Source organism: Pseudoalteromonas sp. Angola-7 (assembly GCF_028599255.1).
Classification (GTDB): Bacteria; Pseudomonadota; Gammaproteobacteria; order Enterobacterales; family Alteromonadaceae; genus Pseudoalteromonas; species Pseudoalteromonas atlantica.
Genome location: NZ_JAQREL010000017.1, coordinates 82,441 through 99,366 on the forward strand (window position 1 = coordinate 82,441; position 16,926 = coordinate 99,366).

Annotated in this window: 14 protein-coding genes; 7 read left to right on the plus strand and 7 right to left on the minus strand. The window is 42.6% G+C overall.

Features of this window, described 5'->3' with window-relative positions; all coding sequences use genetic code 11:
* Positions 1 to 135: 135 nt before the first annotated feature.
* The 4 genes from PSH50_RS18395 to PSH50_RS18410 all read left to right on the plus strand — a co-directional run bounded on the left by PSH50_RS18395 (position 136) and on the right by PSH50_RS18410 (position 8,303).
* On the plus strand, positions 136 to 318 hold the full coding sequence (locus PSH50_RS18395; protein WP_008168146.1) for a hypothetical protein: 183 nt from the start codon (positions 136 to 138) through the stop codon (positions 316 to 318).
* Complete coding sequence (locus PSH50_RS18400; protein ID WP_004589230.1) at positions 319 to 936, plus strand: LysE family translocator; 618 nt, start codon at positions 319 to 321, stop codon at positions 934 to 936.
* A 166-nt stretch (positions 937 to 1,102) separates the two neighbouring features.
* Positions 1,103 to 3,976: a TonB-dependent receptor gene (locus tag PSH50_RS18405; protein ID WP_273587847.1), complete on the plus strand. Its 2,874-nt coding sequence runs from the start codon at positions 1,103 to 1,105 to the stop codon at positions 3,974 to 3,976.
* Between the two features lie 22 nt (positions 3,977 to 3,998).
* On the plus strand, positions 3,999 to 8,303 hold the full coding sequence (locus PSH50_RS18410; RefSeq protein ID WP_273587848.1) for an alpha-1,6-glucosidase domain-containing protein: 4,305 nt from the start codon (positions 3,999 to 4,001) through the stop codon (positions 8,301 to 8,303).
* Between the two features lie 86 nt (positions 8,304 to 8,389).
* On the opposite strand, the gene PSH50_RS18415 is transcribed toward PSH50_RS18410, so the two are convergent.
* The 3 genes from PSH50_RS18415 to PSH50_RS18425 form a co-directional block, all read right to left on the minus strand.
* Positions 8,390 to 9,139 carry a MipA/OmpV family protein gene (locus tag PSH50_RS18415; protein WP_273587849.1) on the minus strand — a complete coding sequence of 250 codons (750 nt, stop codon included), beginning with the start codon at positions 9,137 to 9,139 and terminating at the stop codon, positions 8,390 to 8,392.
* A gap of 187 nt (positions 9,140 to 9,326) precedes the next feature.
* Positions 9,327 to 10,652, minus strand: a complete 1,326-nt coding sequence (locus tag PSH50_RS18420; protein WP_273587850.1) for a basic amino acid/polyamine antiporter — start codon at positions 10,650 to 10,652, stop codon at positions 9,327 to 9,329.
* A 32-nt stretch (positions 10,653 to 10,684) separates the two neighbouring features.
* On the minus strand, positions 10,685 to 11,602 hold the full coding sequence (locus tag PSH50_RS18425) for a homocysteine S-methyltransferase family protein (protein ID WP_273587851.1): 918 nt from the start codon (positions 11,600 to 11,602) through the stop codon (positions 10,685 to 10,687).
* A gap of 248 nt (positions 11,603 to 11,850) precedes the next feature.
* On the opposite strand from PSH50_RS18425, the gene PSH50_RS18430 reads away from it, so the two are divergent.
* The gene (locus PSH50_RS18430; protein ID WP_256846399.1) at positions 11,851 to 12,390 is read left to right on the plus strand and encodes a PH domain-containing protein; all 540 of its coding nucleotides are present in this window, start codon (positions 11,851 to 11,853) and stop codon (positions 12,388 to 12,390) included.
* Here the strand turns inward: PSH50_RS18430 and PSH50_RS18435 are convergent.
* From PSH50_RS18435 to PSH50_RS18445, 3 genes are all read right to left on the minus strand, one after another.
* Positions 12,387 to 14,165: an alkaline phosphatase gene (locus PSH50_RS18435; protein WP_273587852.1), complete on the minus strand. Its 1,779-nt coding sequence runs from the start codon at positions 14,163 to 14,165 to the stop codon at positions 12,387 to 12,389. The two genes, PSH50_RS18430 and PSH50_RS18435, sit on opposite strands and share 4 nt — an antisense overlap.
* Before the next feature lie 66 nt (positions 14,166 to 14,231).
* Positions 14,232 to 14,576, minus strand: coding sequence for a rhodanese-like domain-containing protein (locus PSH50_RS18440; RefSeq protein WP_273587853.1), 345 nt, complete (start codon positions 14,574 to 14,576; stop codon positions 14,232 to 14,234).
* On the minus strand, positions 14,576 to 14,764 hold the full coding sequence (locus PSH50_RS18445) for a DUF2892 domain-containing protein (protein WP_004589221.1): 189 nt from the start codon (positions 14,762 to 14,764) through the stop codon (positions 14,576 to 14,578). The genes PSH50_RS18440 and PSH50_RS18445 overlap by 1 nt, the downstream gene beginning before the upstream one ends.
* A gap of 99 nt (positions 14,765 to 14,863) precedes the next feature.
* Between PSH50_RS18445 and PSH50_RS18450 the strand changes: the two genes are divergently transcribed.
* On the plus strand, positions 14,864 to 15,172 hold the full coding sequence (locus PSH50_RS18450) for a helix-turn-helix transcriptional regulator (RefSeq protein ID WP_004589220.1): 309 nt from the start codon (positions 14,864 to 14,866) through the stop codon (positions 15,170 to 15,172).
* 6 nt (positions 15,173 to 15,178) lie between these two features.
* On the opposite strand, the gene PSH50_RS18455 is transcribed toward PSH50_RS18450, so the two are convergent.
* Positions 15,179 to 15,856, minus strand: coding sequence for a nitroreductase family protein (locus tag PSH50_RS18455; protein ID WP_273587854.1), 678 nt, complete (start codon positions 15,854 to 15,856; stop codon positions 15,179 to 15,181).
* Between the two features lie 185 nt (positions 15,857 to 16,041).
* Here PSH50_RS18455 and PSH50_RS18460 point away from each other — a divergent pair, with 185 nt between their 5' ends.
* Positions 16,042 to 16,923 (plus strand): ABC transporter ATP-binding protein, encoded by an 882-nt coding sequence (locus tag PSH50_RS18460; RefSeq protein WP_029773142.1) that lies wholly within the window; start codon positions 16,042 to 16,044, stop codon positions 16,921 to 16,923.
* Positions 16,924 to 16,926 lie beyond the last annotated feature (3 nt).

Here is a 16,926-nt window from a genome sequence, read left to right on the forward strand (position 1 = left end):
TCGCTACCTGCGTTAAAAAATTCTAATTTAGAACAACTAAATAGCGAATTTTTTGCCTAGCTATCAACACGTTTTTCCGTCCTCAAAAAAGATCACTTAAATAAGCGAATTGGTATAAGATACACAAGGATTAAAATGCAAAAAGTAATCGAATTTAGAAAGACCCGTTTTTTGGGTGGCGTAGATATAGCTGCATTGAATGACCGCATACAGGAATTAAATCAAGATGGCTGGAAAGTAATAAACGCAGTGCCATTGACAGGTTTTTATGGCCAAGTGCACGGTTATACATTACTTATTGAAATTGACGAGCTTTAAATGACATTTACAGTATGGTTAAGCCTAGCGGCTATTTGTATGATGGGGGCAATGTCGCCAGGGCCAAGTTTAGCGGTGGTTTTAAAGCACTCACTTAACGGCAGTATGAAAAACGGAATGCTTGCCGCGCTCAGCCATGGTACTGGTGTTGGGTTATACGCAGGTGCATCGTTATTAGGGCTAGGCGCTTTAATGATGCAGTTTCCGACTGTTTATCAAATACTGGTGTATTTAGGCGCAGCTTATTTGGCGTATTTAGGTATAAAAATATTGCTAGCAAAACCGAGCAATAACGAACTTGAAGTACAAAAAAGTGAAGTAAGTGCTGGCCAAGCTTTACAAGATGGCTTTGCTATTGCCTTTTTGAACCCCAAGCTCGCTATTTTCTTTTTAGCCTTGTTCTCGCAGTTTATTGATCCTCAGCTACTTACTTTAAGCGTGGGCATAATTATGTGTTTAACCGTGTTTGTAATTGATACCGGCTGGTATTTGCTGGTGGCGTTGCTGACAGAGGTTTCAAAAAATCGCTTTGGTTTTACCAAGCAAAGTCCGTGGCTTGATAAAATACTGGGAGTCGTATTTATTGCCCTTGCGATAAAAGTGGTACTAAGCCTTTAAATTGCGTTCCCGATACAGGGGCGCGTGCCTATATGCCCCTGCAGCCTAACCCTCATGCCCTGCATACGTATTCATCACATTAATTTTACCTTTTAGTTACAATTTGTTGGTTGTGTTTTAAACAACACAGCAACACCTGACAACAATAACTCAAAGGTTCACACACATGGACAAGTTTAAACTAAGTGCACTTATGCTGGCTTTATTTGCCGCTAATAGTGCATTGGCTGCAAACGAAGACTCAACAAATCAATCACCCAGCACACAAGCTGAAGATTTAGAAATTATTGAAGTGCGAGGCTTTAGTCGCAGTTTAATTCAATCTTTAAATCAAAAGCGTTTTAGCGATACGGTGTCAGAACAAATTTCTGCCGATGATTTAGGGGCACTGCCTGATATTTCAATGGCCGATGCACTGACACGATTACCCGGTATTTCAGCGGTACGAACGGGTGGGCAAGCGGCGCAAATTAATATACGCGGGCTGTCGGGCGGGTTTGTATTTTCAACACTTAATGGCCGCGAGCAAGTATCTACAAGTGGCAGCCGCAGTATTGAGTTTGACCAATATCCGTCAGAATTAATTAGCTCTGCGGCGGTATACAAATCGCCAAAGGCATCGCTTATTGAAGGTGGCGTGGCCGGTACGGTAGAGCTTGAAACCGCCAGTCCACTTAATAATGATCAAACGCATAAATTTGTAGCTAATGTGCGCGGTATGTATAACGACCGCGCCTCAGAGGTATCGGATGCCACTGAATTTGGCGACCGAATTAGTTTTTCGTATCAAGGCAAATACCTAGACGACACATTAGGCGTAGCGCTGGGCTATGCGCGTTTGTTTCAGCCAAGTGTAGCAACGCAGTTTATTGGCCTTGCGTACAACGACACAAAAGACGTTGATGGCGCAGCTAACGATACCAATGGCCCTTTAGCTAACCCAGAAAACGAATACATTAGCGAAGGTTTTGAGCTACAGCATTTAGGCGGCGAAGAAACCCGTAATGGTTACTTAGCAGCTATAGAGTGGGCGCCGGTAGATAACTTTAAATTAAAAGGTGATGCGTTTTTATCGCGCTTTGATAAAGAGTCGTTTGCTCGCGGCCTGAGGGTTAAATTAGGCGGGCCAACAGCTGCATATGCTAACGCTAAGCTCGATGGTAATGCCGTAATAGGCGCCGCGGTTAACCGTACTTCGCAAAGCTATACCCGTGTTGAAATAGTGAACGACGATAACCAAGACTTTGACGAAGTAGACAGCTTTGGCGTTAATGCCGATTGGCAGGTAACCGATAGACTAAACGTAAATGCCGATGTGTCGCTTTCTCGCGCAAAAAGTAATTTTAGAAATGGCTTACTGTGGAGCTTAGTAGCAGAAGATGCCAATGCAGAAACGCCAGTATTTGATAACAACGTAGCAATTAACTATCAATTAAACGGCTTAAATTTACCTGACGTTGGGTTTAATCAGGCTGCCGCCTTTAGTGATATAGACCGTGTAATGGTCAGTAAATACGGTATTTACCCAGATCAAACAGAAGATGAAGTAACTGCATTTAGGCTCGACTTTAAATACGAGCTAGAAAGCGACATATTTAGCTCAGTAGAGTTTGGTGCGCGCTACTCAGATAGAGAGTACAGCCGTAAACGCTCGGTATTTGAGTACGGTAACGACGGGGCGTTTTCAGCAACGCAACCCCCTTTGCGTTTAACCGACGATATGGCGTCAGTGGTTGACTGGCAGGGTGAGTTTAGTTACTTCCCTTCGTATTTAGCCATTGATTTAGACAAAGCACTTAATGCATGGTTTCCAGATGGTACGCCAGAGCCTGTTCAAACATGGGGTAATGCCGATGGCGTAGACGACGCGCAAGGTTACACAACTAACTATTCGTGGTCAGTGCTGCAAAGCGGCTCGGTGTTTGAAGATGTGCTAGCTGCGTACGTTATGGTAAACATTAACACGCAAATTGCCGGGCTCGACTTATCGGGTAATGTGGGTGTACGCCGCGTTGAAACCGACCAATCAGCAACGGTACTAGAGAACGTAGCAGGCGATGTGCGCTTAGGTGCGCAAAATATTGTTGATGAGAACGGTATTGTAAATAATTTATACGCACCTAATGTATTAGGCACTAAATACACCGACTACTTACCATCATTAAATTTAAACCTGCAACTTAACGACAATTCACTTGTACGCTTTGCTGCGGCTAAAGTAATGTCGCGTGCGCCAATTAACCGCTTAGCGGGCGATGCCAGTGCAAATGTGAGTGATGATGGGATTATTAATGGTTCAAGTACTAATAACCCATTTTTAAAACCCTTTTATGCCGACCAATACGACTTATCTTACGAATATTATTTTGAAGAAGGTAACGGCACTATCGCTGCGGCGTTATTTTATAAAAATATAGACTCGTTTGTTGAAACCTTATCAATCGAAAACTTCGACTTTAAAGGCAACGGCTTTAACGTTCCTGATTTTATAGAAGACCCCGTTAGTGGCGAGCAAGTTGCCACAACTAACGGTATTTACACCACGGCAGTTAATAACGGTGAAGGTGGCTACATTAGAGGGCTAGAGCTTGCGTATACGCAAGTGTTTACCTTTTTACCTTCGCCATTTAATGGCTTAGGCGCTAACGCAAGTTACTCATACACAGAAAGTGAAATTGAATCGATTACCAGCTTAGGGGGCGATACATTAGCGCAATCTTTACCTGGGCTGTCTAATAACGTGCTTAATGCCACAGTGTTTTACTCAATGGATGATTTTGAAACCCGCCTTAATGTGCGTTACCGCGATGAGTTTGTATCGGAGCAGGTTGCCATTAACGAGCAAGTAGTTAATTTTGATGCCGAAACCGTAGTCGACTTTCAAACCTCTTATCGCTTTAGCGACTCGCTAACAATGCTTTTGCAAGTTAATAACTTAACCGATGAACCAACCCAAAGTTACTTTGGCTCAGAGCAACGAACAGGGACAACTCAGTACTTTGGTCGTCAGTTCTACCTTGGTTTTACATACAGTCATTAATTAGCAAACGGAGCGTTTAAAAATGAAAATTATAACTATGCCTAAATATTTGCTAATAACGTTAGCTTTAATGCTATTAGCAGCGTGTGGTGGAACAGATGATGTTGAATCTGGTGAACCATTACTTACCTGTAATGTGCCACAAGTCCCTAATGAAGCGGGGACACAATGTGTCGATCCTGAACCTATATCGTGCCCTGCACCGACAGTACCTGATGAAAATAACGAAAGCTGTGTGGTTGGCGCCGACCCAACCCTGCCAGACCCTGTGGTATTTGCAGGGGAAGGAGAGGCGGTTTTATTTTACAACCGCTTAGCCGATGATAACTACGAAGGCTACCGATTACATTCGTGGAATAACGAAGTATGCGATGCTTATGCACCGCCATTTGATACCAGCGATTGGGCTAACGGCCATGAATACGATGGTATTGACCCTAACTACGGTGCGTATTGGATAATTAACCTTAAAGAGGGTTATAACGAATGTGCCAATTTTATTATTCATATTGGTACAGAAGGGTCAGGTAAAGCGTTTGGTGATGTGGATTTAACTATGCCGCTGATGCAAGACGATGAAACCTTTCAACGTATGAACTTTACCATTCATGGTGAGCCTTCGGTGTTTGAATATCCTATTTTAAGTTTGGGCGAACGCGCAGTTGCTATAGCAGGTGCTTCAGCGCATTGGATTGATTTAAATACTATTTTGTATAAACCAAGTAACGAGCTTACAAGCCTAATTAAGTTGCATTCATCAGCTACGGCTGAGCTGGAAGTGGATATAGATACTGGTTTAAACGGCGATACTGTTACGCTGCAATCAAGCAGTTTAACTGATGAGCAAGCGGCAAAAGTACCGCATTTAACCACTTGGAACGCATACGAAGGAAGTTGGGATACAAACACGGCTAAAGCGCTTATAAAATCGCAGCTTGTTATTGCCGGTTACGATAGTGAAGGTAAGCTGCTAGAAGCAAGCTATGTGCAAACCGCTAAAGCACTCGATGCCCTTTACACACAAGGCGAAGACGATGCTAACGAAGCTGTACTTGGCGTAACTTATGGCAATAACGCGATTGATGTAACTGTGTGGGCACCCACCGCTAATAACATGGTGCTAAACGTGTTTGATGATGCAAAAACACAAGTACACTCTATACCAATGACATTAAATACACAGACGGGTATTTGGCAGGCAAGTTTAGATATGCAATACGACCGCCACTACTACCGCTTTAATTTTGATGTTTACCACCCACTGACTCAGCAAATAGAGTCGCTTTGGAGTACAGACCCTTACTCACTCAATGTATCTACCAATGGTTTATACAGCCAGCTGATTAATTTAGCCGATGATGACACTAAACCAGAAGGCTGGGATGAACGTATCGTGCCCACTATTACTAACCCAGAAGATGCGGTTATTTATGAAGGCCACGTACGTGATTTTAGTGTGCGTGATCAGTCTGTAAGCGAAGCAAACCGCGGTAAATACCTTGCATTCACTGAACTTGAAAGCGTGCCAATGCAGCACCTTAAGCAATTAGCAGATAAAGGCTTAACACACTTTCATTTACTGCCAGTGACTGATATTGGCACCATTGAAGAGGATGCCTCACAGCGTGTGGAAATTACAGACACCTTAGGTAAATTATGTGAGCGTATTAACGATGAAGCTGATGCATGTAAAATCGAAGATAAAAACAGCACCATTGTCGATATTATGCAAAGTTACCTCCCTGGCTCAGATGATGCACAAGCATTAGCCAGTGCGATGCGTGATTTAGACGGCTTTAACTGGGGTTACGATCCGCATTACTTTATAGCGCCTGAAGGCTCGTATGCCTCAAGCCCAGAGGGCATTGCCCGCGTTAAAGAAACCCGCGCTATGGTGCAATCACTGCAAGAAGTAGGACTTCGTGTTGTACTGGATGTGGTTTATAACCACACAACATCATCGGGTATTTGGGATAAGTCGGTATTTGATAAGCTAGTACCGGGTTACTACCATCGCTATAACGAAGTAAGTGGTGAAATAGAGCGCTCAACGTGTTGTGAAAATACAGCTACAGAGCATGTAATGATGGATAAGTTTGTTACTGATTCATTGGTTATTTTAGCGCGTGAATTTGGCTACGACAGTTTTAGGTTTGATGTTATGGGGCATATGCCTAAATCATCAATATTAGCTGCGCGTGAAGCCGTGCAGGCAGTTGACCCTGATAACTATTTTTACGGTGAAGGCTGGGATTTTGGTGAAGTAGCTAACAATCGTTTATTCACACAAGCTAAACAGGCTGATATGGCAGGCTCAGAGGTGGGTACATTTAACGACCGTATTCGTGAAGCCGTGCGTGGTGGTGCAATGTTTAGCAATAACCCGACAGATGGCAACCTAGCCGAACAAGATACGTTGCGGTTATCGCTGGCGGGCAACTTACAAAATTACATTTTAAAAGACTTTAAAGGTAATTCATCTAAAGGTAATAGCTTTACTTGGAATACTCAGCCAACGGCGTATGCACTAGACCCAGCGGATAGCATTCATTACGTATCAAAACACGATAACGAAACACTGTGGGATCAGTTGCAATACAAACATGCATCAAGCATGAGTATTGAGCAACGTGTGCGCGCGCACAACATGGCATTGTCTATACCACTTATGAGCCAAGGCATTCCTTTTATGCAATTGGGCGCTGATTTACTGCGTTCAAAGTCAATGGATCGTGATAGCTATAATGCCGGTGATTGGTTTAATGCTGTTGATTTAACCAAAGAGAATAATAACTGGAACATTGGTTTACCAAACGCAGAGAAGAACCAAGAAAAGTGGTCTGAAATTATGCCTATCTCTGCTAATCCAGATGCACAGGCAATGCCGCAAGACATAGCCTATGCGGGCGATGTATTTAACGAGTTTTTACAAATACGTAGCAGCAGCCCACTATTTAGATTAACCACAGAGCAAGATGTCATTGAGCGAGTGGGTTTTCATAACGTAGGTAAAGCGCAGCAACATGGCCTAATTGTAATGAGCATTGATGATGGTGAAGAACTCACAGACTTAGACCCAGCATTTGATGCGCTTGTAGTGGTGATTAACGCAACCGAGCAAACTCTTAGCCATACCATTGCCACTGCAGCGGGTTTTGAATTACACGACGTATTAAAAAACAGTGTTGATGCAAGCATGGCCAGCGCCAATTTTGCCCAAGGCGATAACGAAGGCACATTCACAGTACCTCCTTATACGTTAGCTGTTTTTACTAAAAACCAAGGTGAGAGCCAAGGTACTGGTTTAAGTGCAAATGCAACCGTAGGCGCACCTGATGTAGTACCTTATGGCAGCACCGCTGTGTTTGTACGCGGAACTTTAAACGACTGGGGCACACGTGATGCATTTGAATATATTGGCGAGGGAGAATACCGTATAGCAATTGCGCTAAGCGCTGGCGACTACGAATTTAAAATTGCCTCAGAAGATTGGTCTACAGTTGATTTTGGTGCGCTTACTGACGCTGATAAAGATGTAGTTGAAAATCAAAGTGAGCCATTAACGCGCTCAGGTGCAAACATGACCTTTAGCGCTGCCATTGACGCAACCTATGTATTTTCGCTTGATGCTTCAAACCCTGAAAATCCAACGCTTACTTTATACAACGAAGAGCCATTTGTAGGCACTGCTATTTATGTGCGCGGTACGCTTAATGACTGGGGAGTAACCGATGAGCTAAGTTATAAAGGTAAAGGCATTTACACCTTTACTAAAACACTGAGCGCTGCAAGCTATGAATTTAAAATCGCGTCAGAAGATTGGAGCACGGTTGATTATGGCTCGGCTGAGGGAGATGCCAGTGTAATGGTTGGCACCGCCGAGCAGTTGTCGGTTGCGGGGGCAAATATGACCATAGACATTGCTGAGCAAGGTGAATACCAATTTATATTTGACGCCAGTGATTTAAACAACGTAACGCTAAAAGTGCTCAACGGCGAAATGTTTGCACAAACACCGGTGTTTATTCGCGGTAGCTTAAATGACTGGAGTACTGATAACCCACTTATGTACGAGGGTGATGCAATTTACTCTGCTTCTATTGAATTAGAGGTAGGCGACTACGAATTTAAAGTAGCGTCTGAAGATTGGAGCACAGTGGATTACGGTGGAGCAGGCGATACGCCGGTAGTGGTAATTGATGAACTAACACCACTTGAAGCGGTAGGTGCCAACATAACACTGAATATTACCGAACAAGGTACCTACACGTTTAATGTAATAGGCCCAGATAGAGAAAATGTAAGCATACTTATCAACAAGCAGTAGCAGTTATATTTTCCCAAACCTAAGCCGAGCATAGCCCTGTATGCTCGGCTTTTTTAATGCTTAATTAATGCCTAACAAAAGGGGCATTAAAAACGATAGTTAACCGACATCATCACAGTTGTGGTGTTATCGGTATCAATAATGGGTGAGTCTTCAATATCAGAATCGAGCTGCTTATAGTTAACCATGGCATTTACGTTCCAGTTTTTATTAATGTAATACATTAAAAATAAACCCGCATTGTAGTTAACCGTAGAACTAAGTTCGTAAGGCGCATAGGTGGTAGATTCGCCCTGTGCTACACCATAATAATAGTTAGATACATCACTGCTATTTAGCTCAACGCCTACAGAAGGAACGAGCATTAGTTGTTTAGATAACTTAATAGGGTAACTGTAATTGGTTTTAAATTTAGCGCCATCGCCGTGGCCTATTACATCATGAGTAGCACTGGCGCTTATTTTACCAAAGCTTGCAGTGTAGCTAACCTGCGTGCCTGCGTAGAGTGATAGCTTTCTATCGTCTAAGGCTTTTATGGCTGCAAGGTCTGAATCTGAGGTATCAAAGTTATCACCTGGCTCTAAAACTAATGACCAGTTAAAACCTTGCTGCTCCACTAACTTATAATCAAGCGACAAACCTTTAAAACTAAGCCTTTCGCCTTCGTAAGTAATGATAGGTAAAAATAGCGTTTCACCGTCGGTACCTGCATAAGGTGAGCTGGTAGAAATGACACCGCCCCCTAATGAAAACTGCGACTCAGCTTGAGCAGTAATACTGCAAAGTGCAAGTGTGCCAACTAATAACCGTAGTGAGTTTTGTATATAAGTGTTCATAGGAGCCTTGGTGTTAAGTAAAAAGTGAAAATTGTTTGCGATAAGTGAAGTGTGCCGCAACGCTATTAGGCTTTAGTGTAGCTATATTTTCGATTGGCGTTTGTAAGAGAGTGTATGAAAGTTTATCTGAATGTAAGTGGGTTAATACTCAGGCTTTTAATAAAGATAAAACCTGAGTATGGATGCTTTAAGCGTGTTGATTTAATTTAAATTGTTTACGGCTATACATAAATAATAGCGTGCCTGGAATATATAAAATAAGTGAAAGCGCTAATGTGTTTAGCCCCGCAGCATAAACAAGCCATAGACCATACACACTTGCGCCTAACCCCATTATCTTAATGGGTATTGAGAGCTTTTGTGCAAAGGCGACTTTTACCATATAGGCGGCAACTAAAAAGTACGGCACCAATATCATAGACGTTGATACAAGCACTAAGGTGTTATAACTCTCGCCAGTAAATAAAATAAGCACTAAGCAAAGTTGCACTGTAAGGCTGGTTAAAGTTAATGACGCTATAGAGGTTCCGTTATGATTTTGCTTTTTAAAAACGTTAGGAAATGCGCCGTATTTAGCCGCGCTGTTAGGCACTTCGGCGGCGTAAATAATCCAACTTAAGTAAGAAGCCAGTACCGACACAATAAGCCCCGCACTTATAATAACTTTGCCTGTAGTGCCACTCATCATGGCCATAATGCCCGCCATTGAAGGGTTACTAAGCTGGGCAATAGTGCTTTGGTTCATTATTCCAAATGACAGCATGGTAATAGCAATATATAAAATAAGCGCTGCAACAACGCCTATCACCGTGGCTAGGCCTATATCTTTACGGTTTTTGGCACGTGCAGAGAGCACGGCAGCCCCTTCAATACCGGTAAATACCCATAAAGTAATAAGCATGGTATTTTTTACTTGATCAATAAAGTCTGTTTGCACACTCACATGGCTTTGATTTGCCTTAAATACGTTAGGGTCAAAATAAGCATAAGCAAAGCCGATAAATAGCAACAGCGGGATCACTTTAGCGATAGTGCCAAGCAGGTTAATGAAAGAGGCCTGTTTAATGCCTTTAACAATAATTAAATGCACAGCCCATAAAATAATAGATTCGCAAATAAACGCCATAAGGGTATTACCCTGGCCAAATAGAGTGAATGTTGGCGTATCTACAAATGCGCCTAAAGCAGCAAAAGCCACGACTAAATAACCCACCACCCCAATGGTGGCGCAAAGCCAATAGCCCCATGCAGATAAAAAGCCTGCTAGTTCGCCAAAGCCTTCTCTAGCATAAATATAAATGCCGCCGTCGAGCTCTGACTTAGCGCGTGATAATTGTAAAAAACACCCTGCAAGTAATAAAATACCTACACCGGTGATAAGCCAGCCTACTAAAACAGCATTTACACCAGCCACTTCGGCCATATTTTGTGGCAGACTAAATATCCCAGCCCCTACCATTGCACTAAATACCAGCGCGGTAAGTGCGATTAATCCAATTTTATTTTCTTTCATTTTACTACTTACATGTAAGCTAATAATTAGCGTTATAAAGAGGCAAAGTGCTGATTTAACGTTGCAATGTGTTCAGGGCCTATGCCGCAGCAGCCACCAATTATGCTGGCACCTTGTTGTTGCCATTGCTTAGCCCAGTGCAAGTAAGAAAGCGGGGTTAAGTCTTTGCGAACTTCATCTAACCCTTCGTTAGCTGTGGCTTCTTTAGTTTGTGGCGCAAATGCATTTGCGTAAGCACCCACTTGAACATGCTCTGCTTTTTGTGCTTTTAATTCCTTTTGAGTTACAACTAAAGCTTGCTCTATTACCTCAGGCTGGCAGCAATTAAATAAAATGCCTTTTACATTTTCTTTTAGCATTGCAGTGACCGCATCTTGCACCGACTCGCCCGAGCGTAACGTGGCTTGCTCATTAGGGTTTTCATCGTCAAGGGTAAAGGCAACCCACACAGGTTTTTGACTATCACTTACTTTACTGATTAGTACTTTAATATCGAGCGCTTCTTGAATGAGGCTTTGGGTTTCTATTAACCACAGGTCGGCATAAGGTGCTAAGCCTTCTATTAAAGGCGTGGCAATACGTGTTAGTTGCTCTGCTTGGTATAAATCTGGGCGATATGAGCCAAACATAGGAGGTAAACTTGCCGCTATTTTTGTGCCTTTATTGTGTTGCTCGACCGCTTTTTTAGCCGCTAGTCCGGCGGTTGCAGCCAGTGATTTAGCAGATTGGTTAAAGCGTTCTTCGCCAATATGAAAAGGCACTAATGCATAGCTATTTGTGGTAATAACAGTGGCACCACTTTGTATAAAGTTACTATGAGCCTGCGTTACTTTGTCAGGGGCTTCTATTACTGCCAATGCTGACCACTCAGGTTGCTGAAATGGCGCACCAATACGAGTGAGCTCTCTGCTCATGCCGCCATCGAGTAAAGTTAGAGTATGAGTTGTCATTATGTTCCCTTTGTATGAGATAATTTCACTTTGGATGTTTAGACGTCTATAAAGCTGTTGCCAGAATATAAAGCACACAATTAGGTTAAACAACCCTATAAATTAAAATAATGGGCGTATTAACTAAGCGTTATCATTGCTTAACAACCTCGTTAAATTGCATTGAAGTAATTGATCACGTAACTTAAACAAGCAGTGTATTTTACTAGCAGTAAAGCGCTGTGTTTGAGTAGATTAAGGATAAACCAATGAGCAACTCTATTTTAAAAAGTGCCAGCTTTGATCCCAAAGTGAAGCAATACTGGATGACCATGGCATGCTTTTTTAGTGCCGTTGCATTAGTGACCATTCCACTTATACCTGTGGTGTTATTTGTTGTATGGCTGGTGGCAGGTAAAATATTGGCTGCTATGTCGGCGCAATTACTCACGCAAAAGCTGGTTGTTAAACGCGGCATTTTATTTAAAGAAGAAAAATCTATACCACTTGAAAAAATAACCGATGTGGGGCTCAACCAAGGGCCGCTTATGCGCTTTTTTGGATTATACCGCTTAAGCTTTGAAACTGCAGGGCAGTCGGGTCATGGTGCATTGGTGTCATTACTTGGTGTTGAAAATGCCAGTGAGTTTAGAGAAGCCATACTTGAGCAAAAAGATAACTTAGCTGCGCAAACCCCTAAAACACAGGAGCTTGCTGAAGATCACCTCAACCAAGCATTACTTGCTCGCTTAGTTGAGGTAGTAGAGCGCATAGATACGCGTTTGGCAGCTTTAGAGGCGAAGCGTTAAGCGTTTTGTAATTGAGCCTGACCTGCCAGCATACTTAGCTCTTTGGTACGGCTTTCAACAACCTGATATTCGCGCGCTTTAATTGTGCTTATATAATTCCACTTAGCACTGGCTTTTGCAGGTGTAAATGTAACGGTTAAATAGCCGCGCTCTACTAAATTATTATAAGCAAGGTCATCAACTAATAAGGCAATTACTTGCTCTATTTGCGCTACGGTTTGCGCATCTTGTGTGTTTAGCGCTAAATATTCTTCAAGCCCAGGTGATGAAACCGATGCCGTTGCAAATTCCACCCCAGCATTTTGTGAGGCTGCAATAGGGTTACTGGCATCAGTTTTAAGCTGTCCCGCCCAGCCGTTATGAGTATCTCCGGCTAAAACTACTAAGTTTTTTTGTGCTGCAATAGCGGTACCTAATAATACTTCTCGCTCGTAGGCATAGCCATCCCACGCATCAAGGTTATACGGTATGGTGGTTTGAACACGGGCAAGCTCTGCCTCGGTTAAACTTGGGTCGCCCGCTAATACACGGCCTTTAATTTGCGCCAGCTCTGCAAATAATACATTGGCCTGTGCGAGCAATTCACTTGGATCGCCTCCGTTTGCCTGAGCACTTTGTAAGCTAGCAAGTAGTAACATGACCTCTACTGGTAAGTGCATTTTTGTCATTAGTACTTGTTGCCCTAGCACTTGCCACTGTGTGCTTGAGGTAGTGATGGCATCGCTAAGCCAGGTAAGTTGTTCGCTGCCTAATAATGCACGGTCTGTTGCGCCTATTGCTGCAGCAAATGCGCTTTGCCCGGCAGGGGAGGTAAGATCAAAATCACTATAGTTAAGCTGCTCATCACGCGCTAATACACGGGTATCTAGCATGTATAAAGAGACTAAATTACCAAATTCAAAGCGTCGGTAAATACGTTCTTTGTCGGCTACATTACGAATTGGCATCCACTCAAAGTAGGCTTGTAGCGCATTAAGCTTACGTTGGCTAAATTCGCCTTCACCTTCGTTATGATTTTCTGCGCCTTCGCGCCATGTGTCGTTGGTGATTTCGTGGTCGTCCCACACTGTTATAAATGCACAGTGGCTATGGGCTGCTTGTAAGTCGGCATCGAGGCGATAATTTGCATAGCGTTTTCTATAATCGGTCAGTGCGATAATTTCGCTGCTGTTATCTAAGGGTAGCAGTCGGTCTAACTGTGCGGCGTCTTCGGTTGCATAACCCGTATTGCTGTATTCGTATATGTAATCACCTAAGTGCAGTACCGCATCTAAATCGCTTTGCTTAGCAATTTCGCCATACACATGAAAATACCCGGCAGGGTAATTTGCGCACGATACAACGGCTAATTTCACCTGATCAACCGCACCGACAGGAAGCGTTTTACCTTGTCCGATGGGGGAGGTTTTTCCGTGTGCATTAAAGCGATAGTAATAAACGGTGTTGGCATCAAGCCCTTGTAAATCAACTTTAAGAGTAAAGTCGGTGGTATCACTGATATGTGTTTCACCATCGTGAACAATATTTGTAAAGCTTTGGTCGGTGGCGGCTTGCCATTGTACTTTTAGCGATTTAGTTGTTACATCGAGTGGGGTTACACGGGTCCAAATAATTAAGCTATCGCTTAGCGGGTCGCCGCTGGCAACGCCGTGGTCAAAGCTAACGGGTGTGTCGTCATCATCGTCAAAACGACAACCTGTTAAACCAAGTGATAATACGGCAGCGCCAAATCCTGCTGCCGATGCTTTTAAAAAACTTCTCCGTGTAAATGCCATTGCTTTGTACCTGTAAAGTGTAAAAAGCAAAGTGTAGGCAATTTAGGTTACTTTTTTGTGAAGCAATTAAAAAACTTCACTTACTTGCATTGCATTACACGTAATAACGGTAACGTTTTCGTACCCTACGCGGGTTAGCGCTTCTGCACCTAAGGTGGCGCGGGCACCGCTGGCACAATGTAAGTAAATAGGGCGTGCAGCGTCTTTTTCTATTTCCATTAGCTTCATTTCGAGTAATCCGCGTGGAATATTTATTGCCCCTACCGCAGCTACATTGGCATGCTCAGCGGGTTCGCGTACATCAATAAGTAAACCTTTATTTTGTTCTAGCTCTTGCTTTGCTTGCGCTGCATCAATACGGCGTTGGTTAGGTGTGATAATTTTTAGTAAATCAGGAATTGAAGTAAGCATTAGTCTGTAAATCCTCTTTTGCGCAAAAAAGTCATTAATGGGCACCATTTAGTGTAGGCGGATTGCACTAAGTTAATACCAATAAATAACGTTAAAAATTGAAAGTTACTATCAACAAAGTAGCTTAAAAGCACAGAAATTGTAACGGCACTTCCGCCAATTAAGAGTATGGCGTCACTTATTTTCATGAATTGACCTTAATATTAGTTTTTTCTAATGTTAATTATATTAGAACTTACTAATGTAAAAGTCTATAATTAAAACACGCAAAATAATTAAGTATCACAATGAATATTGAACAACTTGCAGAAAACGCTCAGCAGGCAGAGCAATTTTTAAAATTAATGGCAAATAAAAACCGTTTAATGATTTTATGTAGTTTATTGCAAGGTGAACAAAGTGTAGGTGAGTTAAATCAAAATGTTCCGTTGGCGCAGTCTGCTTTGTCTCAGCATTTGGCGAGTTTACGTAACGCCCAGCTAGTGGCAACTCGCCGTGAGGGACACACAATTTATTATTCGTTAATCGACCCAAAGGTTGAGTCGATTATTACGTTACTATACGAATGGTTTTGTAAGCAAAGTACCGCTGAGTAATTTGCTTTAAATAAAAGTGGCAATCTCATCAAGCGACTTTTTATCAAGTGCATGGGCAGGTACAGTTGCATCGTCACTTGGGTAGCCCGCAATAAGTAACATGTAAGGACGTTCGTTGTCTTTGTTGCGCTTACAAATGTCGGTTAAAAAACTCATTGGTTTAGGTGTATGGGTAAGCGTAGCTAAGCCACAGCGGTGCAGGGCTTGTATTAAAAACCCAGTAGCTAGCCCTACTGATTCGTGCACATAATAATTGGTGTTTTTATCATCTGTATTCACACCGCCTTTTTTTTGGCTAAACACTGCAATAAGCCAAGGCGCATGCTCTAAATAGGGTTTATTGGCGTCGGTACCTAATGGTTTTAGCGCATCAAGCCACTCTTCACCTGCTCTGCCTTCATAAAAAGAGCGCTCTAGTTTTTCAGCGGCCTCTCTTATTTGTTTTTTTACATCGCTACTGTTTATAGCTACAAAATGCCACGGTTGATGATTCGCTCCACTTGGCGCGGTACCTGCTGCTTTTATACAGGCTTCAATTATATTTTTAGGCACAGGTCGGTCGCTAAAGCTGCGAATACTATGGCGGCGCTGGCTGGTATGTAAAAATTCGGTTGCGCGTTTTAGCATTTCATCGTGAGGGTATTCTATAAAGTCGTTTAGTGGTTGGCTTTGATGTTTTTGCATGGCTTTACGCTTCTTATAAAGTGTGTGTGTGGTTTTTATACCGACTGAATAAATGCGAGGCAAGTATTATTACCTATCGTGTTTATTTATTGTTACAAAATTAACCGCTGCGTAACTTATGTTCCTTTTTTTAATGTGATATAAAAAGCGCAATAAAAAAACTATTAAAATTCAAGGAAGTAAAAATGCTATCAATAACAGGGTTATCTAAAACCTACGATAATGGCGTACATGCACTACAAGGTGTTGATTTATCTATAGGAAAAGGAATGTTTGGGCTGCTTGGGCCAAATGGGGCGGGTAAATCATCACTAATGCGTACTATTTCTACGTTGCAATCTGCCGATTCGGGTTCAATTACTTTTGATGGTATTGATGTTTTTAAAGACCCACAGGCTCTGCGCCAACGTTTAGGTTACCTACCGCAAGATTTTGGTGTATACCCACGTGTTAGTGCTTACGACTTGCTAGACCATATGGCTGTTTTAAAGGGCATTCATAATAAAGGCGAGCGTAAAGAGTCGGTAGAAGGCTTGCTTGCACATACTAATTTATATCAACATCGCTCAAAAGCGGTAAGTGGCTTTTCGGGCGGTATGCGCCAGCGTTTTGGTATTGCACAAGCCTTACTAGGTGACCCTGATTTACTAATTGTTGATGAACCAACAGCAGGGTTAGATCCTGAAGAGCGAAATCGTTTTCATAACTTGCTAGTAAGCTTAGGCGAGCAAAAAGTCGTTATATTATCGACCCACATTGTTGAAGATGTGGCAGAGCTGTGCCCAAACATGGCCGTACTGGCAGGCGGAAAAATATTATTAGAGGGTAACCCCATTGCCCTTACCGATAAACTCCAAGGCCAAATTTGGCGCAAAGCCATGAGCCAAGAAGAAGCACTAGAGCTTGAGCCGCAACTGCCTGTTATTTCAAAACGCTTATTTGCTGGGCAAACCATATTACATGTATTAGCCAATGAAGCCCCTGAAGGTTTTGAGCTCAGCAGTGCAAACCTAGAAGATGTGTATTTTTCTACGTTGCTTAATCATCGTAACAGCCAAGTAGCATAAGGG

Bases quoted from the DNA above. Each gene is read 5' to 3' on its own strand.
- PSH50_RS18395 (WP_008168146.1), top strand. From the start codon at position 136: ATGCAAAAAGTAATCGAATTTAGAAAGACCCGTTTTTTGGGTGGCGTA.
- PSH50_RS18400 (WP_004589230.1), top strand. From the start codon at position 319: ATGACATTTACAGTATGGTTAAGCCTAGCGGCTATTTGTATGATGGGG.
- PSH50_RS18405 (WP_273587847.1), top strand. From the start codon at position 1,103: ATGGACAAGTTTAAACTAAGTGCACTTATGCTGGCTTTATTTGCCGCT.
- PSH50_RS18410 (WP_273587848.1), top strand. From the start codon at position 3,999: ATGAAAATTATAACTATGCCTAAATATTTGCTAATAACGTTAGCTTTA.
- PSH50_RS18415 (WP_273587849.1), bottom strand. From the start codon at position 9,139: ATGAACACTTATATACAAAACTCACTACGGTTATTAGTTGGCACACTT.
- PSH50_RS18420 (WP_273587850.1), bottom strand. From the start codon at position 10,652: ATGAAAGAAAATAAAATTGGATTAATCGCACTTACCGCGCTGGTATTT.
- PSH50_RS18425 (WP_273587851.1), bottom strand. From the start codon at position 11,602: ATGACAACTCATACTCTAACTTTACTCGATGGCGGCATGAGCAGAGAG.
- PSH50_RS18430 (WP_256846399.1), top strand. From the start codon at position 11,851: ATGAGCAACTCTATTTTAAAAAGTGCCAGCTTTGATCCCAAAGTGAAG.
- PSH50_RS18435 (WP_273587852.1), bottom strand. From the start codon at position 14,165: ATGGCATTTACACGGAGAAGTTTTTTAAAAGCATCGGCAGCAGGATTT.
- PSH50_RS18440 (WP_273587853.1), bottom strand. From the start codon at position 14,576: ATGCTTACTTCAATTCCTGATTTACTAAAAATTATCACACCTAACCAA.
- PSH50_RS18445 (WP_004589221.1), bottom strand. From the start codon at position 14,764: ATGAAAATAAGTGACGCCATACTCTTAATTGGCGGAAGTGCCGTTACA.
- PSH50_RS18450 (WP_004589220.1), top strand. From the start codon at position 14,864: ATGAATATTGAACAACTTGCAGAAAACGCTCAGCAGGCAGAGCAATTT.
- PSH50_RS18455 (WP_273587854.1), bottom strand. From the start codon at position 15,856: ATGCAAAAACATCAAAGCCAACCACTAAACGACTTTATAGAATACCCT.
- PSH50_RS18460 (WP_029773142.1), top strand. From the start codon at position 16,042: ATGCTATCAATAACAGGGTTATCTAAAACCTACGATAATGGCGTACAT.